At 46.5% G+C, this 22,309-nt stretch carries 21 protein-coding genes; 3 read left to right on the top strand and 18 right to left on the bottom strand.

The window, feature by feature from the left end:
• Positions 1–2 precede the first annotated feature (2 nt).
• The 13 genes from DB398_RS07035 to DB398_RS06970 all read right to left on the bottom strand — a co-directional run bounded on the left by DB398_RS07035 (position 3) and on the right by DB398_RS06970 (position 11,847).
• The gene (locus DB398_RS07035; RefSeq protein ID WP_108423687.1) at positions 3–719 is read right to left on the bottom strand and encodes a formylglycine-generating enzyme family protein; all 717 of its coding nucleotides are present in this window, start codon (positions 717–719) and stop codon (positions 3–5) included.
• A 10-nt stretch (positions 720–729) separates the two neighbouring features.
• Positions 730–1,665 (bottom strand): formylglycine-generating enzyme family protein, encoded by a 936-nt coding sequence (locus DB398_RS07030; protein ID WP_199913367.1) that lies wholly within the window; start codon positions 1,663–1,665, stop codon positions 730–732.
• Between the two features lie 223 nt (positions 1,666–1,888).
• Complete coding sequence (locus tag DB398_RS07020; RefSeq protein WP_108423684.1) at positions 1,889–2,899, bottom strand: hypothetical protein; 1,011 nt, start codon at positions 2,897–2,899, stop codon at positions 1,889–1,891.
• Positions 2,900–2,924: 25 nt separating this feature from the next.
• Complete coding sequence (locus DB398_RS07015; RefSeq protein WP_108423683.1) at positions 2,925–3,422, bottom strand: hypothetical protein; 498 nt, start codon at positions 3,420–3,422, stop codon at positions 2,925–2,927.
• 104 nt (positions 3,423–3,526) lie between these two features.
• Positions 3,527–3,958: a hypothetical protein gene (locus DB398_RS07010; protein ID WP_108423682.1), complete on the bottom strand. Its 432-nt coding sequence runs from the start codon at positions 3,956–3,958 to the stop codon at positions 3,527–3,529.
• A gap of 44 nt (positions 3,959–4,002) precedes the next feature.
• Positions 4,003–4,938: a toxin-antitoxin system YwqK family antitoxin gene (locus tag DB398_RS07005; protein WP_108423681.1), complete on the bottom strand. Its 936-nt coding sequence runs from the start codon at positions 4,936–4,938 to the stop codon at positions 4,003–4,005.
• Between the two features lie 6 nt (positions 4,939–4,944).
• Positions 4,945–6,081 carry a hypothetical protein gene (locus tag DB398_RS07000; protein ID WP_159076340.1) on the bottom strand — a complete coding sequence of 379 codons (1,137 nt, stop codon included), beginning with the start codon at positions 6,079–6,081 and terminating at the stop codon, positions 4,945–4,947.
• 276 nt (positions 6,082–6,357) lie between these two features.
• Positions 6,358–7,155 (bottom strand): LuxR C-terminal-related transcriptional regulator, encoded by a 798-nt coding sequence (locus DB398_RS06995; RefSeq protein ID WP_108423679.1) that lies wholly within the window; start codon positions 7,153–7,155, stop codon positions 6,358–6,360.
• Between the two features lie 131 nt (positions 7,156–7,286).
• A complete protein-coding gene (locus DB398_RS06990) occupies positions 7,287–7,676 on the bottom strand; it encodes a DUF1398 domain-containing protein (RefSeq protein ID WP_108423678.1) in 390 nt (129 codons plus the stop codon).
• A 108-nt stretch (positions 7,677–7,784) separates the two neighbouring features.
• Complete coding sequence (locus DB398_RS06985) at positions 7,785–8,492, bottom strand: galactosamine-6-phosphate isomerase (protein WP_108423677.1); 708 nt, start codon at positions 8,490–8,492, stop codon at positions 7,785–7,787.
• Positions 8,492–9,043, bottom strand: coding sequence for a gluconate 2-dehydrogenase subunit 3 family protein (locus DB398_RS06980; protein ID WP_108423676.1), 552 nt, complete (start codon positions 9,041–9,043; stop codon positions 8,492–8,494). The genes DB398_RS06985 and DB398_RS06980 overlap by 1 nt, the downstream gene beginning before the upstream one ends.
• A 16-nt stretch (positions 9,044–9,059) precedes the next feature.
• On the bottom strand, positions 9,060–10,139 hold the full coding sequence (locus DB398_RS06975) for a Gfo/Idh/MocA family protein (RefSeq protein ID WP_108423848.1): 1,080 nt from the start codon (positions 10,137–10,139) through the stop codon (positions 9,060–9,062).
• A 16-nt stretch (positions 10,140–10,155) separates the two neighbouring features.
• Positions 10,156–11,847 (bottom strand): GMC oxidoreductase, encoded by a 1,692-nt coding sequence (locus tag DB398_RS06970; RefSeq protein WP_108423847.1) that lies wholly within the window; start codon positions 11,845–11,847, stop codon positions 10,156–10,158.
• A 366-nt stretch (positions 11,848–12,213) separates the two neighbouring features.
• Between DB398_RS06970 and DB398_RS06965 the strand changes: the two genes are divergently transcribed.
• Positions 12,214–13,029 (top strand): helix-turn-helix domain-containing protein, encoded by an 816-nt coding sequence (locus tag DB398_RS06965; RefSeq protein ID WP_108423675.1) that lies wholly within the window; start codon positions 12,214–12,216, stop codon positions 13,027–13,029.
• Positions 13,030–13,053: 24 nt separating this feature from the next.
• On the opposite strand, the gene pafA is transcribed toward DB398_RS06965, so the two are convergent.
• Complete coding sequence (pafA, locus tag DB398_RS06960; protein ID WP_108423674.1) at positions 13,054–14,706, bottom strand: alkaline phosphatase PafA; 1,653 nt, start codon at positions 14,704–14,706, stop codon at positions 13,054–13,056.
• A gap of 313 nt (positions 14,707–15,019) precedes the next feature.
• Here pafA and DB398_RS06955 point away from each other — a divergent pair, with 313 nt between their 5' ends.
• Together DB398_RS06955 and DB398_RS06950 are read left to right on the top strand one after the other, a co-directional pair.
• Positions 15,020–15,781, top strand: coding sequence for a DeoR/GlpR family DNA-binding transcription regulator (locus DB398_RS06955; protein ID WP_108423673.1), 762 nt, complete (start codon positions 15,020–15,022; stop codon positions 15,779–15,781).
• 114 nt (positions 15,782–15,895) lie between these two features.
• The gene (locus DB398_RS06950) at positions 15,896–16,576 is read left to right on the top strand and encodes a GDSL-type esterase/lipase family protein (protein ID WP_108423672.1); all 681 of its coding nucleotides are present in this window, start codon (positions 15,896–15,898) and stop codon (positions 16,574–16,576) included.
• A gap of 43 nt (positions 16,577–16,619) precedes the next feature.
• Here the strand turns inward: DB398_RS06950 and DB398_RS06945 are convergent, their stop codons facing one another.
• From DB398_RS06945 to DB398_RS06930, 4 genes are all read right to left on the bottom strand, one after another.
• Positions 16,620–17,378 carry a glycerophosphodiester phosphodiesterase gene (locus tag DB398_RS06945; RefSeq protein ID WP_199913364.1) on the bottom strand — a complete coding sequence of 253 codons (759 nt, stop codon included), beginning with the start codon at positions 17,376–17,378 and terminating at the stop codon, positions 16,620–16,622.
• A gap of 98 nt (positions 17,379–17,476) precedes the next feature.
• Positions 17,477–19,468 (bottom strand): calcineurin-like phosphoesterase C-terminal domain-containing protein, encoded by a 1,992-nt coding sequence (locus DB398_RS06940; protein ID WP_108423670.1) that lies wholly within the window; start codon positions 19,466–19,468, stop codon positions 17,477–17,479.
• A 9-nt stretch (positions 19,469–19,477) separates the two neighbouring features.
• A complete protein-coding gene (locus tag DB398_RS06935; RefSeq protein WP_108423669.1) occupies positions 19,478–20,710 on the bottom strand; it encodes a BACON domain-containing protein in 1,233 nt (410 codons plus the stop codon).
• 31 nt (positions 20,711–20,741) lie between these two features.
• Positions 20,742–22,307, bottom strand: coding sequence for a SusD/RagB family nutrient-binding outer membrane lipoprotein (locus DB398_RS06930; protein ID WP_108423668.1), 1,566 nt, complete (start codon positions 22,305–22,307; stop codon positions 20,742–20,744).
• Positions 22,308–22,309 lie beyond the last annotated feature (2 nt).

Here is a 22,309-nt window from a genome sequence, read left to right as displayed (position 1 = left end):
ACCTACCAATCTCTGTTCACCACGACCCTGAAACCGATGTCCTGCCTGCGTAAACTTTGGGAGAACTCTTTTCGTGAATATACCTTCACATGATCTGCATCCTCAAAAAAGCTACCTCCCATTACGGAAGGCCCCCATTGGTTTCCCAATTCCTTCAGTGTCCACTCCCAAACATTGCCACACATGGCGTAAAGCCCTATTTCATTGGGTTGCATGCAAGTAATGCAATCTGGCTTTTCCTTGCTGTTGGCGATATAGACCACGTATGGGTTGGGTAGTTCCGTATGGTACACAAAATCCTCGGTGTCAAAGTTACCGGCCCTAGCGGCATATTCCCATTGCGATGGGGTGGGCAATGTAAAGGGAATCCCATGTTTTTCCGTGAGCCATTCACAATATTGTAGTGCATCGGTGTAGGTGACATTCACCACGGGTAGTTTGGGATCTCCCCATCCCCAACCAGGTTTTGGTGGCATCCTACGATCGGTCTCCTTGCAGAATTGCTTGAAATCTTGGACACTGACTTCGGTATTGCTCATATGAAATCCCGGAATGTCATGGGACGGATAGGTTTTGGTCGTGTTGGAAATGCTGTCATAAGTCTGTATGCCATAGGTTCCCCCTTCTACAAATACCATGTCCACGGGCAGATTGTTCTGGGCGTGCAGGGCGATTGGCAAAATGAATAGAAAAATCAACAGTTTTTTATAGGTGTCCATGATCGATGTATTATTGGTTCTGGGTTTCCATAAGTTGCCTTATGAGTTGTTCCAACTCCTTGGCTAGGGAAAGTTGGGAGGGGTCAAAATTGTAGGGAAACCCTAAGTAGGTGATTCTCTCAGTTTCCAGTGCACCCTCTTGTTCAAATTCCAGATTTTGCATGCAACAAAAGATGATTTGATGGGTATCCTGGTCCACGCTGATTGGGAAACTTTCAGGTGGCGTATCCCCAAATCCCATGGAGAATTCGCCTATTTGTAAATCGTACTGGTAAATGGTTATGTCCTCGTTGGGCAGCAGTGTCTTAACGATGGTATTGGCCCTATTGATATGTAATGTGGTCTCAAAGTCCTGTGCATCCGCCACGGGCCGGAAACCTATGTTCATATCTTCCATATCCCTGCTCACAGCAAACCTTGATTTTGTGGATAGACTTTTTGGGGGCTCCTGAAAGTCACCGCCCTTGATGATGAAGTAGCGTTCGTCTTCTTCGGTTTCTGGGGTGGAGGTCCATTCCCAAACATTGCCCAGCATGCCGAACAATCCAGACTCATTGGGTGCTGGACAGCTGACACAGCGGAGTTCTTTCGTCCTTTTTGGGGTGGCTGTTCCTTTGGCGGCCCATTCCCATTCGGATTCAGTGGGCAGTCGAAAAGGGATGTAGTAGCTATCTGAAATGTCGGCCAAATACCTTTCGGCTTCTTCCTTGGTGACCAAGGCAGGTAGGTTGGCCTCCTTGTTGGATAATTCTTTGGAAGGGGCCTCACCCCATAATTTTAATGATTCATTGTATTCCCCTGCACTGATGGCGTATTTGTAGATGTAGAAATGATGCCCATCCGCTTTGATTTCCACAAAGTCTTCTAAAAATCGGTCTTGCTGGGCCGTAGCGCCAAGACCTAATGAAAAAGTGGCAAGCAGTACAAGAATTTTATTTTTTTTCAATTTCAGGTTCATGTTTTTTCTGTAATGGTTTTGATGTATTCTGAACTACTGCCATCCCAATGACATTTTACACATCGGCCGTTTTGGAAATCGTGCTGGCAATTTTCATGTCCGTACAGGAAATGGGCACATTCGGGGCACAGTTCCTGCATAGGGGATGATGCGGCATAATAATCGCTCCCGCATTCGGAGCAGGTTTTTCTTATTTCCTTGTTCTTTGCTATCATACGGAAGATGTCCCTGTACATGCTTTTACAATCATTTCCTCCCGTAACCTCATTTGCATCTCTTTTTCCATTTGGTAAAATTGTTCAAGCAAGTCATGTTTCCATATCGTTTTATAGATGCCCGATTCTGTTGTAAACCCACTGAAAACTGATTGATAAATATCCAAAAAGGGTTCCGCTTTTGCCGAAGCATATAGCGGTAACCGTAACCGGACTTCCAGTAGGGAAAGAAAAACATCCAAAGGATGTGCTTTGCTTTCCATTTGTAAAATATCCTTCCAAATATCCTTGAAACTTATTTCCAGGTTTTCCATACCTTGATAGGCATAGTGAACCGTCCCGGTGGAAAAGGAACCAGCTTCCCAATGGGAATCGAACAGGGCTTTTTTGAAATAGTCCCCACCCTTTGTCCCGCTAAGGGAAAACCCCAAGAGGATGCCCGCATTGCAATCCGTGGAACAGAGGGTGCTGCCAAATTCATATAGTTTATGGAGCAGGCGCCCGTTTTCTGGAACTTTGCAGACAAGGGCAGGTACAAACTCTGAAAACAGGGATTTTTCCATTACTTCTTCAATTTCATGGGTGAAGATGCCCGTATGCTCCCCGCAATCGAAATGGAGCAGTCCCATTACGGCATTTTTGGAAATTTCGTGGTCGTCTTCCTGAAAGGCATATTCCAACAAAACGGGCACAATTGGCCGGTACCCCATGCTACCCAGCACATGGAACACTTCTGAATAATTGGGATTTACCAGGTTCTCCTTGTGTATGAATGTATTGTACAACCTGTGGGCATCCTCTTTTCTGCCAAATCGGTTAAAAATAGGGCGGAGCAGTTCCGGTCCTATGTCAAAAGGATGGTCAAAAACGGTCTGTATGAGGGTGTCGCCGTCTTCTTGCTTGCCGAACAGTATAACGGGGGTCAAGAGTGCTTCCATAATGGAAAAATCCTTTTCCCCGGGGTTTTCCCATAAATATCCGATAAATTCTTTAGTGGCTGGAAGCATTGTTTTCTAGGGTCAGGATATAGGGTTAAAAAGTATTCTCTTTGACCACGGGTTTTGGTCTTGCCCCCTTTAGTTTTGCCAAATGTAGAACGGCCTTGGCAAAGCGGTGGGCATTGTCCTCAACTTTAAAGCGCAATGTAAAGTCAGCTGCCGAGTAGCCATAGTTTTCCTTTACCTGTACATATACAGGATGGATGCCTTTGGGAAGGTTGAACCATAAGAGGAAATTAGTGCTGTTGGCGTCTGGGGGATATATGCCATAATCTAGGAACATCTTGCCAAAATCATTTATGTTTATGCGTTTTTCCGTAAAAGTGCTACCATACCCATTGGTTCCTTTAGTATATTCTTCCCTCAAAATAATCGTATTGTTTTCGATTTCCATTCGGGAGAAATAGTTTTCAGGGCCCCAAGGGGCTATCATTTTCAAACCATATTGTTCTAGCCATAGGATGGTTTCTTCCTCCGTTTGCGAATGGCCAATGGCACCCATGAGCATGAATAAAATGACTATTTTTTTCATTGCGGCAATGTTTGATATTGTTGTGTTTTAAAAGTAATGACCTTTGACATAACTATGGTCTTTGTTGTTGCAAAAGGGTTCAATCTTCTTTTATGATGATTGGTCTACCTACAGCTATACGAATAACGATTGTCCTGCCTGATGTTGTATTTGACCGAACTGCTCCTGTAATTTGCAATGGCTTGGTTTCGTGCCGATTCTGCTTCTGCGCGGCTATCATAAAGACGTCTGTTTCCAAAAGCATCGAATCCAATATTATAGCCATATGGGTTGTTGTATTGCGCCTCGAACCATTGGTCAAAGGCTGTGGCAATATGATCTATGGCATTCCGTCCATATCCATATTTGGAGGTATTGTCCCAATCACAGTTGGCTGATTTCACCTCTGAAAAGATAACATCATAGCTGTAATCACTGTTCTGATCCTTTTTGGATATTTCCAGATAGTAATAATAGGTTTTGTTCAATGTTTCCTCTTTGGGAATTGGATATAGGCTGAACAGTAAAGCACCGAATGTGATAAGAAATGGTTTCATATGGGTTTGTTTTTATGTTTGATGTGTCATTTTTATTGCTGCCATCAATAGGACTCTGATTTTACATATTCATTATTGGACCATTTATAGAGTTTCCATTCCCCTGTGGGCTTGCCATCACGGTATTCGCCAATCGCGTAGTTTCCGGTGAGCAAACGATCTTCTTTCCAGCGGCCCTCTTTTTGACCCTTTACATAGTTGCCCTCGGCAGTCACCGTTTTTGGTGCATGACCATTTTCATAAGATCTCCAAAATCCATCTTTGAGTCCATTCTCATAATACCCTTCTTCTTTCAGTACACCCCACTTATATCTTTTATAGGGTCCATGGTTTTTTCCGTTCACATAGTTGTTTTCCAGCCAAAGGGAACCATCTTCCTCATAGGAAATGCACTGTCCATGCAATTCCCCGTTCACATAAGTGCAATCGGAGATTACCTGGCCGTTTGCCCAAAATGATCTGTTGCGAGTAATCTTTCCTTCGTTGTAATCAATGATCATGGAAACACTCCCATCCTCATGGAACTCTTTGTGTTCGCCATGAAGGGTATCATCTTTATAGTGCTCGATGACGCGGGTCTTGGGAGGAGTATTTTTCAGTAAATAGTCTTCCGTTGGAAAGTATAGTTTCCATTCCCCATGTTTCTTATCGCCAAGGATCTGGCCTTCCTGTAGCACTTTTCCATATCCATACTCTTGGAGATAAGTGGCCTGTCCGTTCTCGAAACGTATTTTTCGGCCAATGTTGCCATCTTGGTAATTTTGGGTCCATTCCCCGGATTGTTTTCCATTTTGGTAGGACCCTAGGGTACTGATTGTCCCGTTCTCGAAATAAGAGGTATAGGAGCCGTGTAAATTTCCATTCACCATTTGGGCCCTTTCCCTGATTTTTCCATTGGGATAATAGATCAAGGTGTCTTTTTGCGCAAAGGCCAGTGCGGAGAGGAACATAAGACAAGTAAATATCAATAATTTTCGCATAGGATTTTATTGTATGGTTTTGGTCAATTTCACTGAAGGGTCCTGTATGACCCCTGCCAGCATTTCGGCACTCAATTTGGCCGTTACCACTGCACTGTCATGGGGTGAGAGCAAATTGGCCCATTTGAGCACTTTGTTCATGTCACCCAACAAAGCGGTGATTTCTGAAATCTCGAAGGTGTCTTCCTCGTTATCGGTCGTGTCATTAGAAATTTCTGCGGTTGCATCGATATCTTCCACCGCTTCTGAGCTCCATTGGATCCGTCCCAAAAAGGAGTAGTTTTTCAATGTTTTGTTCAACATTCGGATATTTTCCATGGCCTTGACCCCAAACTTGCTGTTGGAATTGTAAACAAAGGTTGCCGGCATCACGATACCGTCTTCGTTCACATAGTGAATGATCAATTTTGAAGCATCCACATTGGCCTTGCCCACTTTTGCCCCACCGGTCTGCGATGCGGCACTCACAATGGTCTGCGCCATCCTTCGGCCCACATCGGCACCGACCCTTTTAAGCTCCCTGCCCTCTGCCAGGTCCACGACCTCAAGCTCCAAAATGGCGGCCAATGGGATTTGGCTGAACTTGTTTTTTAAAGGGGTGTTTTTTTCCTGCTCTTGGGGACTGGAATGATGGAATTCCAGAATCCCATCCTTTATCTGGGCCACGGTGAACTGTTGTTTCAACTCGGAAGGCCTCAACAGATTGGCACCGGGAAGCCCACTCACATAACGGTGGAGCGGTACGGTATAATTCTCACTCGCCTCTGAGATGCTTTTTTGCAAGGCAAGGCTTTCATAGTTTTTTCGGTTTCTGATGTTTTCCGCTTCTGCTTTCGTATAGGTGGCAGTGCCCAACATTTCGGCATACTGTTGTTCGGAAGCATTGTCCTTGGTGTCCTTTTTGGCGGCACTCCGTTCTGCTTGTGCGCCAGACGTATCGGCACCGTAATCGAACGCTTTTTGCTTAAGGTTGGTGAACCAGTTGTAGAAGCGCAGGACAAATGGCAAGACGAGGAGCACCCACCAGTATTCCAAAATGGCGGATTCCATACTGTCATACCCTTCAATGACCCATAAGAGAATCGCCCCGGTAATGAAAAGAACGAGGGTAAGTTTAAAGTTTTTCCAAATTTTCTGTATCATGGTGTTGGTTGATTTTTTGGTTATTGATGTTGTTCCTTTTTTAGGTGAACTGAAAGGATAGGTTGCTTGGCCCTTCTCATAGTTTAGGGTTATTTCTGAGAAAGGAATTTGAATTGAAAATGAAGAAGTTGGCTTTTTTCATGATCAAGTTTTTTAGGTATAGATTTAGGATTATCAACAAAAATAGCCCTGTACGGCAATTGTCCACAATACCCAATTTTGGGTATTTTGATTGTGTGGCACACCCTATAACGTTGAAAATGACTGTTTTTATATTTAGATGTAACCTTTTCTGATACAGTCGGCTACCAATTCTGAGGTGTTCTTTGCGTTGGATTTGCGCAGAATGTTTTTTCGGTGGGTGAAGACCGTCTGGATGGAGATGTTCAGTTCCTTGGAAACTTCATCGGTGGACCGCCCTTTTGCCAACAACCGAATGACCTCCAGTTCCCTCTTGGTAAAGGATGGACGCTGTATTTCATAATCAAAGGGAACGAAATTGTCAAAAACATGATCTTCGAACACGTCGATCTCAAGGAAGGAAGGCTCCCCGTTCAGGCCGATGAGGGACAGTTTTCGGTTGCCCACAGAGGTGATGTGGTTGATGTCGGTATGGGTGCCAAAAACCTTCAACAGTGCTCCATTTTCTGTGGTCTTCAGGGTAATGGTCTGCATCAGGAACAATCTGTAAGTGCCGTTGGCCACTCTTTCGCGTAGGCTATAGGTAATCTTATAGTTGACTATCTTGTCCGGGGTGATGCAGTTTTTTAGAAAGTGGGCCACCACATCTTCGCACCGAAGAAAAAAATCAAGGTCGTCAGGGTGTATCGCATTGATGAACCTATCCAACGACAAATCGTTCGGTGCTATGCCCAATAAGGTCTGCACAGAATCGCTCACTACGTCCAAGGTAAGGGTAGGGGAGTCAATAATGTAATAGTAATATGGTCCAGGACAAAAAAGGTTGGCCATATAGTCAACAATGTTGACCGCTTTGAGCTCTACCGATTTTTTGGCCAGGTAATTACTGTGCGATTTCCAAATGTCCACAACGACTTCATGGTTGGTTTTCATGTGCTCATGGATAAAATAGGCTCAGCCAGTTCTAGGAAAAACAGGAAATAGTTGGTTTTTAGTAGGTTAATATAAGATAAAAATGTAAATTTTGGAAGTTTGTACTGTTGAACCCATGTGCAAAGATTGTACTATTGAGGAATTTCTTCGACCAGTATTTCCTTTCCTTTTTTATCGTAATATGTACAGGTCATTTTTTTCATGGATATGGCCCATTTCTCTATGCCCATTTGGGCACTCATGGCTATAAAAGTGGGATAGTCCGTATTCCCTTTTTGGTGCTCTTTCAACTCAATCATGAACTGTTCCCTGTTGCACTCATCCGCAATGGCTATGGCCTCGTATTTGGCAGGTGCCTTGATGGTATATCCATTGGTCCCGTGATAGTCAACATGCCCATCAGCCACATAGGTTTCATATTGGGTGACCCCCAGGTTTTTGATCTCCTGTATGTAAGCTGGAAAATCCGCCCCTGACTTTACTTTGCCATGTGCGGCCTTGATTTGTTCTATGGTAAACATGGTCCTCTGTTGTATGGTTTGTGTGGTTTCTATAAATGTAATGGAAAATCATTCGCAGCAAACATCAAAATAATCTTGTCCGGAAGGACAAAACCAAAGAAACATATTTCAAGGTTCTTTCGCCCACAAACAATCCACATGGGGGTGCAGCCATAAAAAAGTTACGGGAAACCGGGGATTGATTTTTCCTTTCAGGAGGATGGTAGTGGCTTCTTCCTTTCCGTTTCCACAGATCAATAAGATGATTCTTTTTGCAGACAGGATATTTTGCATTCCCAACGTCATTCCATATTCCGGTCTTTGCGGCAGTTCGCTTACCATGCCGTGCGCTTTGGATTCCTCCGACAGTTCGGCAACATGGCAAAAAGGTTGGAGCGCATCGGCAGGTTCATTGAAACCGATATGTCCGTTCTTTCCTAGGCCCAGAATGCATAGATCTATCTGTTCTTTTTTTTCGATGAGCTGTTGAATCCGGGCACATTCGGCTTCGGGGTCTTTAGGGTTGGGAACAAAACCTGTGTAGCGATCGTTGGTTATTTTAAGGGGATGGAGCAGTTGCTCTTGCAAATAGCGCTCACAAGAACTTGGATGGTCTGCGGGAAGCCCTCCCCATTCATCCAATTTTAGGACATGCAGCTCCTCAAAAAGTTTGGGGTCGTCCACAAAGGCATCTGCCAATAGCCGATACGTTCCTGTGGGTGAATTGCCCGTTGCGGTGCAGAGTTCAAGGTCTTTTTTTTGTGCCAATTCATCCATGATGATCTTGGCGGCATGGGCGCTCATTTGCCCATAATGGTCAAAAGTGTGTATGTTCATCACGCCCAAGCATTTTCACCAGTATACGGAATGCAGCCTTCAAACCTGCCGGGGACAGGGTTGTACCGAAGTGCCTTCGTGGCGCCGGGTTCGGAGGAGAAATATCCCCACAAAGTGAGCTCTTTCAGCATACCAAAGAAATGGGGTCTGCCCGATAACCGGTAATTTCTTGCCTCATCATCAAACTGGGTCAAGAGTTCCAACTTTTGTTCCTGGGTCAGGTCAAGAAACGTTTTTCCGTATGTTTCTTCAGATTTTTCGGTAATGGTTTCGAGTCCGTTGATGAAGATGGAAGTCTCATCAAGGTCATAACAATCGTTCACCATGGTTTTGATGAATGTTCCCACATGGGCCGCCTTGGCACCGGGTGATTCCTCGGTGTCCGGGAGAATGGTCTCGCCGATTTCATCCAATAACGGCACATCGCTATCCGTGATCAGTTGCGCCCTTTTTTTGGGGGGAGCGGAACAGCCCGACAAAAATAGTTCGGCTCCGATGATACTGCTGCCCAGGGCAATGGTCGTTAGTTTTAAAGCTTCTCTTCTTTCCATGGTTTGGTCTTTATAACTACTGCTTCCATAATTTATAAGGTTTGTCCACTTCGGTCTTGAAGGGCAGTTCCACTTTTTTTCCAGAACCTGCCGATTCGTAAGCCGCAAAAATGACCTCTAGAACGGCCCTACCATCCTCCCCGGTCACCAAGGGTTGTTTGTCGTTTTTGACACAATCCACAAAGTGTTCAAACTCTTGGGGAAAGCCATAATTCCAACTTTCCTCATACATAGTGTAGCTCCATCCAATGGTATTGCCTGCTTTTTCCACTGCGTAGCCGACCCCTTTGTTGCTATAGGTCTGTATGGAACTGCCTTGGAGCAAATCGGCGTAGGCGACACCCTCCGATCCATGTATCTCCGCTTTGTCGTCCATGCCGCCCAGTTTGGTCCAGCTTTCCTCCATCATGGCCACTACACCATCCTCAAATTCCAAAATGATGATGGCATTGTCCTCTCCCTTGGTTTTATCCGCATGGACACTGGTCATCATTTGCGCATATACCGATTTGATGGCCTTTCCGGGGTGCAGCCAACGAAAAAACTGGATGGCATGGCAGCCCATGTCCATAGTGACCCCGCCACCGGACCGTTCCACGTCCCAGAAATGATCGGCGTGTGGCCCATCATGCTTTTCGGATTGTTTGAAGAGCACAGGTTTTCCCAGGGCACCTTCATCCAAAAGTGCCTTCATGCGAACGTATTTTGGGGCAAAGCACAGTTCTTCGGCATACATGAGCTTCACATTGGCCTCTTTGCATGCTTCTATCATGAGGTCGGCTTCCTTCAAGTTCATGCACAGGGGCTTTTCAACCACGACATGCTTGCCCGCTTTTGCAATTTTCAGTGTGATCTCACAGTGAAGATAATTGGGTGCCCCGATGACCACCATGTCAATTTCCGGCATGGCCAGCATCTGGTCCAGATCGGTAAAATGGTTGGGGATATTGAATTTTTTTGCAAAGTTCTTGGCATTTCCTTTGGTGGGGGACATGACCGCCAAGATTTCCGCATCCGCAACTCTGTCCAATGCGTCTGCGTGTATGCTCGATATGAATTGTGAACCTACGAGTCCGATTCCTACTTTCTTGTCCATTGTTGCACTTTTTTTATTATAGAATCCCATTTTTGAATTGTGCCACGGCATAAGTGGCCGCGCGGGCCGTAAGTGCCATGTACAGGATGGAAGGGCTTTGGTTCCCTGTACTGGTCATACAGGCACCGTCCGTGACAAAGACATTCTTGCAGGCATGCAATTGGTTGTGCTCGTTCAAAAGGGAGGTCTTTGGGTCTTTGCCCATCCGTACACCACCCATTTCGTGGATGTCAAGGCCAGGGGCCTGTTTGTTGTCGAGAGTCTCAATGTCCGTACAACCCATTTGTTCCAACATTCTTTGGCTTTCGACCAAAAAATCGTTGACCATTTTATCATCATTTTCGTCATAACCTACATCGGTAACCAAAAGGGGGATGCCCCAATCGTCCGTCTTGTCAGGGCTAAGATATACCCTGTTGGAAGCCTTGGGAATGGTCTCGCCCTGCATATACATATAGATGCGCCAATCGCCAGGCTTACTGATTCGGTGCTTAAAGTCGGCCCCAAGTTGAGGGACATTATCGGGCACTTCTTCGGTCCTGTTCCGATAACCTCCGGTAAAAATGGTATAACCGCCCACAAAGTCGGTATCCTGTTCCTTGAGGTTGCGGTAATTGGCGATGATGCATTCCGAAGGTCTTGATCCATAGTAGTATTTATCCTCGAATCCACTGATTTTTCCACCAGCACTGGCCCTATAATTATGGAAACCGACATATCTCCCCAATAGGTCATGGTCATTGCCCAAGCCGTTTGGAAAGCGTTCCGATCTTGAATTGAGCAGGATCAGGTTGGAATTGAGCGCCGATGCATTGACAAATATGATACGGGCATTATAGATGATTTCTTCTTTGGTGTTCGTGTCGATGACCTTGACCCCTGAAGCTTTTCCGGAAGCATCATCATAGATGATGGAATGCACTACGGAAAACGGACGTATGGTCAGGTTCCCGGTTTTTTCCGCCCAGGGCAAAGTGGACGCGTTGGAACTGAAATATCCTCCAAAGGGGCAGCCCCGCATACACTTGTTTCGGCATTGGCATTTGCTCCGACCTTGGTCCAGATGGATTTGCTCCGGCTCACTAATGTGGGCCCAACGGCCTTGTGCCAAGTACCTTCCGGGAAACTGTTTTTCAAGAACATCCTTCATGTGTTCTTCCACACAGTTCAGTTCGAAAGGGGGAAGAAATTCGCCATCGGGCATGGCTTCGATGCCGTCCTTGTTACCACAGACCCCTATGAATTTTTCCACATGGGAATACCAAGGTGCGATATCATCATAACCAATCGGCCAGACTATCCCGTAGCCATATTTTTGGGGCGCCTTGAATTCATAATCGCTCCAACGTTGGCAGGCACGCCCCCAGATGAGTGACTTACCGCCCACTTGATAGCCCCTGATCCAATCGAACGGTTTTTCTTGGATGTAGGGATGATCGGCATCCTTGATGAAAAAATGGGCCGTGTCCTCCCCAAATCCAGAAGCTTTGGTGATCAGGGGGTTTTCTTGGTAGAACTCCTTGGTCATCCTGCCGCCATGGGCAAAATCCCAAGGGTCCATGGTCATGGTCGGGTAGTCCTTGATGTGCCTTACATCGCGTCCCCGTTCCAATACCAGGGTTTTGAGACCCTGCTCGCAGAGCTCTTTGGCCGCCCAACCCCCGGATATGCCCGATCCGATCACGATGGCATCAAACTGGTTTTCCATTGGAGATATGTTTGTGTTTTCCATTTCCGTTTTGCATTTTGAAGAAAACCGTCAATTCGAGTGAAATTCCAGAGGAATTTTGTATCGAGAATAGGTTTTGAGCTTGAAATTTTGGTTCTCGATACAATTTTTCTTTCGAAAAATCACTCGAACTGACATATTCCAGCCAAAATGCCCAACAGGTTTCCTTTAGTCTTAAAGTTATAAAACCTTTTGTACAATTTTAGGTTTTCGTTCCTCACATATTGGTCTATCTATGAGGGATTTCTTGTTCGGCGGATTATGGCCAGATTTCCAAAGGTGGTTGTTTCATCCGACACTCTTTTTGTAAATTACCCCATATTTTTTGTAAAATCGTGATGGACAATGATCAAAGAGGCAGATTTAAAGCGCTTTTACTTTGAACTGGATGAGGAGACACCTGTCCAAGTGCTTTTGAACAGGCATGAAGATGTTGGTGAAGGCTGGTTCGATATGCATTATGAACTGGAACTGGGGGTAGTGGTCGAAGGAAGAATGGTCCGGGAATACTTTGGTCACAAGGATGAAATTGGACCCGGGGACATCTGGCTTTGCAATATGTGGGAGCCACATGGTTTTGAGATTTTGGAGGCCCCCTGCGAAGTGGTCGTTTTTGTAGTGGACCCAAAATATGGGGCCACATCCCATTTTCTGAACAAGGATATTTCCAGGGCATTCATGGCACCACCTGCCGAAAGACCAAGGACATTGTCCAACTCAAAGCAGGAGATGAAAGGTTTGGCCAAAAAGGTCCAGATACAGTTTTCCGAAGATGATGATCCTGATTGGGCCAAGCTTTATTTCTTCCAGACCATACTTTCATTGATTGAAAAATGGGAGCCGCAGCGCGTTGTGACCAGTTATGGCTCCCGAACATCCATTCAAGGGGCCCTTCGGTTGATTTTTAGGGAAAGACGATTGATCACCACCAAAGAGGCGGCATCGGTCTGTAATATGTCGGTCACCAAGTTTACCGCCCTGTTCAAGGACCTCATGGGGTCAACTTTCTCTGATTTCGCGCTACAATACAGGATAAAGGGTGCCGCTTCCCAATTGAAGAACTCGGACCTTACCCAAGAGGCTGTGGCACTGAATTGGGGATTCACCGATGCAAGCCATTTGCACAAACATCTTTATCATGTGGTGGATAAAAAGTGTTGAACCACTTGGCCGACCATAGTTTTTTTACTCAAAGATCTCACCAATGGGCCTTCTGTCCGAGGCATCGGGCAGGGGAATATCCAAAAGCATCGACAAGGTGGGCGCTATTTGTGTGATGGTATGCGGAGCAACGCTCCATCCTTGTTTCACACCCCATCCGTACCAGAGCATGGGCACGTGCGTATCCGTGGTGTAGGCCGTTCCGTGGGTGGTCCCGTAATCCCGCTGGTCCATCCAGCCGGGAAAGGAGTGCAGGAGAATGTCCCCCGAATTTTTGGAGTTATAGGCATTGCGCACAAACTCACCTATGGTGCTGTTCGTCAAATTCCATTCGTGAAGGGCGGGAACAAAAACCTCTTTTACGCTGTCCAAATTTTGCAGGTATAGGGCCGCTTTTTTAAGGAGTTCTGGGTTGGTCCTTATTTCTGGGGCCAAATAGACTTGGGTATTGTCGATAAAGGAGACGCAGTTTTGGATCCCGGATTCCTTGGAAAGGTATTCATTCAGCCCTTGGCCTATCAGATTGGGGTCATAGCTGCTACCGGGAAGTCCTTTTTGTTCCAAGAACCCGGGATGGTCACTGGCAGCATGGTCAGCGGTAAGGAACACCAAATAGTTGCCTTTGCCCACAGTTTTGTCCAAATGGCCCAATAGCCGTGCCAACTCCCTATCCAACCGCACATAAGTGTCCTCCAGTTCTTTGGAGCGAATCCCAAAATAATGTCCCACATAGTCGGTGCTGGAATAGCTCAAGGCGAGAAAATCCATGTCCTTGCCTTTTCCAAGGCCTTCCCCATCTATTGTGGCCATGGCCATTTCCGTTACTACGGTATTTCCGAAGGGCACCTCGGTGAGCATGGCAAAATCGCCATTTTGTTTTCTCAGTTTTTTCAGGTTATAGGGAAAGGTGCTTTTTTTGTTGCCCTTGTAGATTTTTTCAAAAGGCGAATCATCAGGATTGCTGTTCTGGTAGCGTTCCATGGGCAAAAAGGGAGCCCAGGTCAGGTTCATCAGGGAATCGGAAAGTTTTCTTTTGTTGAAAGCGATGAGCCAATCCGGCAATTTTTCCGCATAGTACGAACTGCTGATGAAATTGCCATTTCCCGAATGGTACCAATAGGCATGATCGGCCATATGCCCGGAAGGAAATATTGCAGAACGGTCCTTCAGGGAGACCCCGACCACTTTGGATCGCCCATTGGTGGTCAGTTTCAGCTCATCCGTAATGGTATTGGCCATTAGGTTCTTGGGAGATCGGGAGTAGTTTTCCTTTTTGTTGGGATCCATGGAAGCTGGGTCGTCCACCAGTGAAACTTCCATATCCTCCGCACAATAAACGGTCCTGCTCTCCGCACGGCTATACCAGTTGTTGTTGACAATCCCATGATGTGCAGGCGTTGTCCCGGTATAGACGGAAGAGTGCCCGGCCCCGGTGGTAGTGGGCACATAGTTATAGTGCATGTTCTTAACATTGAAACCTTCGCCCATCAAGCGTTTAAAACCATCGGCTGTATAATTGTCCTGAAAACGGTAGAGGTATTCAGCTCTCATCTGGTCCACTACGATGCCGACCACCAACTTTGGTTTGGCTTCTTGTTGGGCGGACACCATATTCAGGAAACATAGGGACACCATGAGGACTTTGGGCAAATGGCCCATGTTGAAAAAAGATTTCATGTGCTTGGATTTATGGATAAAAAATGGATTGTATGGATAGGGGATTTCAAGTATATTATATACGCTAATATACGGCCCTAAATACTTTCATACAATATCTTTTTGTTTCATTTTGTTATTTTTGTCGACCCATATTCGTGAATTTGAGATTTAATCGTTCCTTTTTGGAATAGATGGAGATAAAATCCTACTGCATTGGAAAAAGCGCAAAATGGATATGGGAAGAAGTCGGGAGATGCAAGCATTTGCTCCAGAATGTATACCTTTAAGCGATACAGCTATCATACAGGACACACTAACTAACCATTATTGAATGAATACGGTAGAACGGCACAAACATATCCTCGAGAAAATTCAACAAGAGGGACAGATCAAGGTTCAATACATTTGTGAGACCATGGATATTTCGCCGGTCACGGCACGGAAAGACCTCAAGTTTTTGGAGGAAAAAGGATTGTTGTACCGGGTGCATGGGGGGGCGACACTGATCAATCCCTATACCATTGACAAGCACGTCAATGAAAAAGAGAAGATCCATTACGATGAAAAATCGAAGATTGGGGCGGCAGCCGCAAAGTTGATCACGCCAAATGATTCCATCCTGATTGCATCGGGCACAACCGTACTGGCCCTTGCCAAGAGTATTGTGCCCCAGGAAAACCTTACCGTGATTACCTCTGCCTTGAATGTTGCCTTGGAACTCAACAAGCATTTGGAGATTGAAGTGATACAGTTGGGCGGTGTGCTTCGCAAGCGTTCTTCTTCTGTGACGGGGCTTTATGCGGAATCCATTTTGCCCGACTTTTCATGTAGTAAGTTTTATTTGGGGGTCGATGGGATCGATCTTGATTTTGGATTGACCACGGCCAATGTGATGGAGGCCCACCTGAACAGGGAGATGATCAAGGTTTCACAGAAAACCATCGTTCTGGCGGATTCCACCAAGTTCAGCAAACGAGGTTTTGGCCGCATCTGCGGCTTTGAGCACATTGATGAGATCATCACCGATCAAGGAATTTCCAAGTTTACCCAAAATGCCTTGGAAGAGTATGGGATCAAGGTGACCATCGTCTAGTTTTTTCCAATTGCAAGGGATATTGGCTGGGTTTCGAAATTCATGAAAAACCTTTTATTGAGGTTCCGATAAATTTCCTTATATTTCGATTACTTTCTATAATTTGATTCTAAAATGAAATTTCCTGCTAACCGAGTGATTCTCTATACGGCCTTGTTGGGCACTGCGAGCGTTGTGGCCCAAACTGAAGAAATCAATAGGGATTATCGCCCCCGAACCTATGATGTCCAAGTACGTCAGTTCAAAATCTATCCCGATACCACGGAAGATATTATATTCTTGGGCAACAGCATCACGGCCCGTGCACAGTGGAACGAATTGCTGCAACTTCCACAGGCCAAAAACCGTGGAATTTCAGGGGATACCACTTTTGGCATCTTGGAACGTTTGGATGAGGTGACCGAAGGACAGCCTGCCCAAATTTTCCTGCTGATCGGAATCAACGATATTTCTAGGGACTTTCCTGATGAGGAGATCATACAGAACTATGAGACCATCATCACCCGCATACAAAAGGAATCACCGAAGACCCGATTGGTGGTACAGACGATTCTGCCCGTCAACAGCAGTTTCGGGGAATATGAAAGGCACTACAATAAGGATGGGCATATTGCCAAAGTGAACGAGGGGATCGAGCAATTGGCCGAGAAGTACGGATTGACATTAATTGATATCCATCCTTTGTTTTTGGACGAATCGGGCAGTTTGAAGGCTGAATATACAGATGAAGGCCTACACCTGAATGAAAAGGGATATTTGCATTGGGCAGAAATCCTACGTCCTTATTTTGAATAAGAAAATCGGAATCCTGCCCGTAATCAAAAATCAGAATTGCTAACTATTTTTGTGCCGACAAAAGGTCGAAAAGCCGCTCTGGCTCATTGGTGGTAATGAAGTCGACCTTTTTCTGGATCATGTCCATCATATCTTCCTCCGTATTTACGGTCCAAACATTGACGGTCATATTTTCCTTATGTGCCTCTTCGATCCATTCAGGATGGCTTCTATAGACTTTGATGTTGTAGTCGATGCTGGTGTATCCCGATTTCTTGGCCTCGGAAGGTGCCATGTCACCATTGAGGTAAGCCACTTCGGACCCAGGCGTCAATTGACTGACCAAAACCCCTGCATCAAAATCAAAAGTGATGTACTCCACCTGATCTTCACCCCCCAGTTGTTTTACCAATGCCACGGCCTTTTCGGTCAATAGTAGGGTATGCTCCTTGCCTGATGGCGCTTTTTTGATCTCGAGGATCAAACGGGTCTTGTCCTGTTGGAGCCCTTCTTTCAGATAAGCTTCCAGCGTAGGGATTTTTTCGCCGTTTGGAAGGGAAACGGACAGTAAATCGGCATAATTGGTATGCTCAATATCCATCCCCATAAAGTCGGCATCATGGTTTACCACCGGAACACTGTCCAAGGTCATGTGGACATCAAACTCGGCCCCATAACAGCCCAACTCGATGGCATGTTTCAATGCGGCGATGGAGTTTTCGGGCAGACCCTGTGTTTTCCATGCTCCCCTGTGGGCGATGACACGGGTTTCCGTACCTATTTCTTGTGAGCAGGATACGTTTGAAAGTAGGAGGGGGAGCATTAAAAATGCTCCCCGTCTTATCAATTGAGAATAAATGGATGTTAATTTCATAATGATTGTTGAAATGTCTGTAATTTAATCAATGCGAATGAATCGGATCAGATTATGGCCGTTGAAAATGCCTTTGGGCGTTCCATACTTTCGGTATAGACCCTGCCAAAACGATCGGTTACCTTGATTTCCAATGTAGAATTCGGTGCCGCTGCCTGAACCTTGAACAGGTGGGCAGCTTCATTGGTTGTGAAAGACCCTGTGGGTTGTGCACCAACGTTCAATCTCTTGGCTTCATAGGAAATGATATGTAAGGGATCCAATGTTTTGACCCTGGAAATAGCCAAGGGTTGCCCGTTCTCACTTACCTCAATTTGCCATTGGTCGTCATAGCCCCAGATATTGATCAAAACCTCATTATTGGAATTGGGCTGGGCATAAGGTCCGGCATATAGGGCCATGTCCTCTTCCGAGGCATTGGGAGCAAACTCGGCCGCTGTGATGTGGACCATGTTCAGATCGTAGGCCCGGAACTGGTAATCGGTATCAAAGCCAATGCTCTTGTACTGCCACTGCATTTGGTTGCCATTGATTTCCCAGATTCCATATCCTCCAGGGCTTCCGTCCTTGCAGATGTGGTTTCCGGCATAACCTTCGCGACCTGTCCACCACCATGTGGCACAAATGGCCGCGGTATTGTGTTCCATGACACCCAGTTCTTCCTCAACCGTATAGTTGATGTGGGTGTGCCCTGTAAGGATATGTACTGTGGTGAACTCTTGAAGGTTGGCCATGAGCTCTGGTGCATTGTCCAATTTATAGGCGTTGACCTGATTTCCGCTTCCGTCCAGTGAAGGATTGCCATAAACGGGTGTGTGTGTTGCAATCACAATAGGGGTGCTCTTGTCGGTGACCGTGGCCAAATCCTTTTTCAGCCATTCCAACTGTTCCGTGGACAAACGCTCCCTATAATTGCGGCTTCCAACAGTTCCTTGCGAACCGCCAGAGTTCAAGTATTCTACATCATCAAGGACCACATAATGGATCTGGCCCAGATTGAAGGAATAGTAGGTCGGGCCCAAAATGTTCCTATACCGATCTTCGGCCAAGCGATCGTTGGCGAAATATGGGTCGTAATCGTGGTTGCCGATCACGTTGAACACCGGGGAATGCAATTGGTTCATGTATGGGATATAGTCGTTGAGCCCAAATCCATTGCTATACCAATAAAGGTCCCAGGTCATGTCGCCTAGGGTGAGCACATATACTTTTTTACCTGCTGCGGTGTATGAATCGATCATGGCATTCACATCGGGAAGAACCATATTCTGGAACTGTTCCAAATCGTTGTTTCGGTTGGCCAAGTGCCAATCGGCCATGGTCAATACCACATGCTCTGCATTGTCGGTCTCTATCAATGAAAAATCGTGCTGTTCCACTGAGCCGGCACTGGTCGTGAGCCGTTTGAAGAACTGTGGTGCATTTCCGTTGTTGGGAACTTCGTAGTTTCCTGGCACGGAGATGAACACAAATCCAGATGCTTTGTTGGAAGGTAGGTAATAAATGCCATCCTCGTCGGTAGTGGCGACCTCGTGACCATCGGAGACCACAACGCCAGCTACTCCAACGCCATTGCTGAACACGATTCCCTTGATGGTCATTCCTTCAATATCCGGAATGTCAGACTCGGCAACGATGTTCAGTTGAACGGTACCCAATCCCAAGGTCTCCCCACTTCGGGAGAGCACCAAGCGGTATCCACCAGAAGGAATTTCGGTAGGTAGCACAAAAGTGGCTGACGCTTCCGTGATGGAGCCAATGGATGTGGTAAAGGTTTTGGAGCCATCCAAAGTGGAAATCCATTCAATCTGGTCGCCGACCTTGAATCCTTTTCCATTTAGAATGAACTCACTCCCGGCCGAGGCATTGATCACCGGAGGTACGGAGACCCCGGTGATGCCCAGGCCATTGTTCGGGGGTACGTCATTATTGCTGTCGGAACTGCAGGCAATCAATCCAAAAAAAGGAAAATTGAGAGTGGTGATGGAGGCGAGGCCCCCAATACCGGTTTTTACAAACTTTCTACGGGTATGCTTCATTGGATATGCCTAGTTGATGATTACTACTTTGATGTCGTCGATAAAGATCCTGTTCTTGCCCGCTCCTACACCATTCAGGTCAAAGGCTCCTCCAAGAAAACGCAGTTGTGTCTCGGCGGTTGCTCCTGTAATGGTGAAAGTGTAGGTGCTGCTTTCGTCTTCCCAAATCAGGATACACTCTGGATCGGCATCATAGTCAGGGTAATTGCTGACGGTGAACGAAGGAACGCTGGTAGTGCCGGGGCCCACAACGCCGACCACAAGGTTGTTGTCGTCTTGGGTTCCGCCTGCCGTTTCGTAAGGAACGGCCTTGAAGGTGACCTGTACATCGGTAGGTCCATCCAGTGCTGTCAGTGGGGGAGAGATAAGGTCGCCGCCATAATTGGTCTTGCCGAGTTTCACAAACCCTGGACGTGCATAGACCACTTTTTGGTTGTTGGTAAAGGTATTCTCGGTACTCGTCCAACCTCGGGCTAATTCTTCCTCGGTCCACCCATCATCAATACGCTTTTCACCTGCCGTTTCATAAAAAATAGTGTTTCCATAGGTGAGCCAACTGAAGTCCTCTTCCAGAATAACATTACCGGCAGACTGTATGATCTGTACTTCTTCCGAGAGGCCATTGGTGGTTGATTGGATGGTCAGCGTGATGCTTCGCTCTTCCCCGGTATTTTTATCGGCTTCCAGTACCAAGGCATTTTCTGATTGTTCCACTCCCGTGATCCAACTTTCATCATTCAACATATAGGTCCATTCTACGTTGGTGTCCAGTGAAATATTCACAGTTCCTCCAGCCGATGGCACAGAGATGCCATTCTCGGCATTGAGAATGGTTATATAGGGCACATTGGCCTCTTGGTCTATCCGGAACAGAACGGGCTGCTCTTGTCCGTCCACCACAAAGGCGAAATTGGCGGTCCTGCCTTCGAAAGAGTCATTGGGGTCCACATTGAACCTGAATATACCGTCATTGTCCCCTTCGCTGGGAAATGCCTCTACCCAATTGTTATCGGATTGTGCGACCACTTTCCAATCCCTGTTGGAGCGAACCACATATTTTTGGCTGATGCCTTCCACGCTCACGGAAAGGGAGGTGGGGTCTTCCTCGATCATGAAATAAGGTTCGCCCATGCTTTCGCCTCCGTTGTCGTCATCACAGGACACGGCAACGAAGCAGGAAACGACCAATGCCCAAAACAACTTCGGGAACGATTTCACTATACTGTTTTTACTATACATCATCTTGAGATTTTTCTAATGTTTGGATTTTGTTTTAATCAATGGCTTCCTTGCTCCACCACACAGGGGTCTTCATATTGTTTTCCCCTCCCATGCGGCTCAATGCTTCTTGGGCATTTTCCCCATTGGTGGCCATGGTCGTGTTCGGGTAGGCAAACCGGGTGGGCAAAATAAAGTCATTGTATATGGCCCCATCACCTATGGTGAGTTCGGGATAACCGGTACGTCTGTACTCATGGTAGGCTTCCATGCCCACCCAGAAAAGGGCGAGGAACTTTTGGTTGGCGATGAGCTCTTCCTTGTTCTCCAGACTGTCCCATGATGCCAGGTCCGATGCCAAAAAGGCGGTAATGTCCTCGTTGGAAATGGTTACAGGTGTTTCACTGTACTGCCCAAGGGGGGCCCATTTTTCGATGGAAGCCGTGATGGCCGTTTCATAATATTGTCTGGCGGCGGATGCTCCTCCGGGGATCAGTCCTTTGAGCGCAGCTTCTGCAAAGATGAACTGCACCTCGGCATAATCCATGAAAAAGCCTGGGGCATCGGCACGGCAGAAAACGGCCGCGTTGAGCCAGGAAGTTCCCCTGTCCACATTGCTCTGCTCAGATTCGGTACAGCCGGCCACGGTGCCCTTCCAAACAAAGGGAAGATTGGGGTCTGTGTTCGGATTTTTCTTTCCGTAAATCGCCAATCGGGGATCTTCATAAATCTGCTCGTCACTTTCATTGGTCAGAACGGTCATTTTTATGAGCTGTTCCGTAAGCTTTCTTCCTGAGCTGGTAAAACTTCCCTCATTGGTGTTGTTGAATTCACTTCGGTACGGGTCGTTTCCGGAGAAAACAACAGTGGCGTTGTCATCATTGGAAGTGAAGACAGGATACCTTGATGGGTTGTTCAGGATCTCGGTCATTTTGCTGCCCGAATTCATGGAGCTTCTTCCGCTTACACGGCTCAATAGGCGTAGGTAGAGGGAATTGTTGAACTTCCTCCACTGGTTCATGGAGCCGCCGTACATGCCATCCAAAGCAGGTTTGATGAAGGTTGGGTTGGTGGCATAAATGTCATTGGCCTCTTCTAGTTCGGCAAACATTTGTCGGTACACCTCTTCTTGGGAATCAAACTTGGGTTTGATCACCCCTTCATCGGAAAGGGCCAAAAAGGCCTCGGTGTAGGGAATATCCCCAAAGATGTCGGTCAGGTTGGATAGGTACAATACTTTCAATGTGATGGAAATGGCTTCCAAGGATGGGTCTTCCTGCTCAATGCTCAAATCGTGCATGTGCAATGCATTGTTGGCATATCGTGCATAAAAGTTCCATACGCTTTGCCAGTTGGCATCACTGATGAAATAACGGTGCTCTTGGCGGGTGGTTCCCCCGGTAAAGGCCGTGAACTGGATGAGCTCATTGTTCCAGAACCAGGTATAGTTCTGCCAGGCATTGGCCCCGTTGTACAAGAGGGGTTCAAACATGCCACTGGCCTGTATGTCCCCTACATTGGTCCTGTTGGGGTCTGTGTTGGTTTCTTCAAAATTGTCGGTACACGCCCAGGTGAGTACCAAGATTCCTATAAGTAGTGTTATTTTTTTCAACGTTTTCATGC

It is taken from the genome of Flagellimonas amoyensis, assembly GCF_003058265.1.
In the GTDB taxonomy this organism is placed as follows: domain Bacteria; phylum Bacteroidota; class Bacteroidia; order Flavobacteriales; family Flavobacteriaceae; genus Flagellimonas; species Flagellimonas amoyensis.
The sequence above is the reverse complement of the archived record's forward strand: the minus strand, read 5'-3'. Positions and strand labels throughout refer to the sequence as shown.

Bases quoted from the DNA above. Each gene is read 5' to 3' on its own strand.
- DB398_RS07035 (WP_108423687.1), bottom strand. From the start codon at position 719: ATGGACACCTATAAAAAACTGTTGATTTTTCTATTCATTTTGCCAATC.
- DB398_RS07020 (WP_108423684.1), bottom strand. From the start codon at position 2,899: ATGCTTCCAGCCACTAAAGAATTTATCGGATATTTATGGGAAAACCCC.
- DB398_RS07015 (WP_108423683.1), bottom strand. From the start codon at position 3,422: ATGAAAAAAATAGTCATTTTATTCATGCTCATGGGTGCCATTGGCCAT.
- DB398_RS07010 (WP_108423682.1), bottom strand. From the start codon at position 3,958: ATGAAACCATTTCTTATCACATTCGGTGCTTTACTGTTCAGCCTATAT.
- DB398_RS07005 (WP_108423681.1), bottom strand. From the start codon at position 4,938: ATGCGAAAATTATTGATATTTACTTGTCTTATGTTCCTCTCCGCACTG.
- DB398_RS07000 (WP_159076340.1), bottom strand. From the start codon at position 6,081: ATGATACAGAAAATTTGGAAAAACTTTAAACTTACCCTCGTTCTTTTC.
- DB398_RS06995 (WP_108423679.1), bottom strand. From the start codon at position 7,155: ATGAAAACCAACCATGAAGTCGTTGTGGACATTTGGAAATCGCACAGT.
- DB398_RS06990 (WP_108423678.1), bottom strand. From the start codon at position 7,676: ATGTTTACCATAGAACAAATCAAGGCCGCACATGGCAAAGTAAAGTCA.
- DB398_RS06985 (WP_108423677.1), bottom strand. From the start codon at position 8,492: ATGAACATACACACTTTTGACCATTATGGGCAAATGAGCGCCCATGCC.
- DB398_RS06980 (WP_108423676.1), bottom strand. From the start codon at position 9,043: ATGGAAAGAAGAGAAGCTTTAAAACTAACGACCATTGCCCTGGGCAGC.
- DB398_RS06975 (WP_108423848.1), bottom strand. From the start codon at position 10,139: ATGGACAAGAAAGTAGGAATCGGACTCGTAGGTTCACAATTCATATCG.
- DB398_RS06970 (WP_108423847.1), bottom strand. From the start codon at position 11,847: ATGGAAAACCAGTTTGATGCCATCGTGATCGGATCGGGCATATCCGGG.
- DB398_RS06965 (WP_108423675.1), top strand. From the start codon at position 12,214: ATGATCAAAGAGGCAGATTTAAAGCGCTTTTACTTTGAACTGGATGAG.
- pafA (WP_108423674.1), bottom strand. From the start codon at position 14,706: ATGAAATCTTTTTTCAACATGGGCCATTTGCCCAAAGTCCTCATGGTG.
- DB398_RS06955 (WP_108423673.1), top strand. From the start codon at position 15,020: ATGAATACGGTAGAACGGCACAAACATATCCTCGAGAAAATTCAACAA.
- DB398_RS06950 (WP_108423672.1), top strand. From the start codon at position 15,896: ATGAAATTTCCTGCTAACCGAGTGATTCTCTATACGGCCTTGTTGGGC.
- DB398_RS06945 (WP_199913364.1), bottom strand. From the start codon at position 17,378: ATGCTCCCCCTCCTACTTTCAAACGTATCCTGCTCACAAGAAATAGGT.
- DB398_RS06940 (WP_108423670.1), bottom strand. From the start codon at position 19,468: ATGAAGCATACCCGTAGAAAGTTTGTAAAAACCGGTATTGGGGGCCTC.
- DB398_RS06935 (WP_108423669.1), bottom strand. From the start codon at position 20,710: ATGATGTATAGTAAAAACAGTATAGTGAAATCGTTCCCGAAGTTGTTT.
- DB398_RS06930 (WP_108423668.1), bottom strand. From the start codon at position 22,307: ATGAAAACGTTGAAAAAAATAACACTACTTATAGGAATCTTGGTACTC.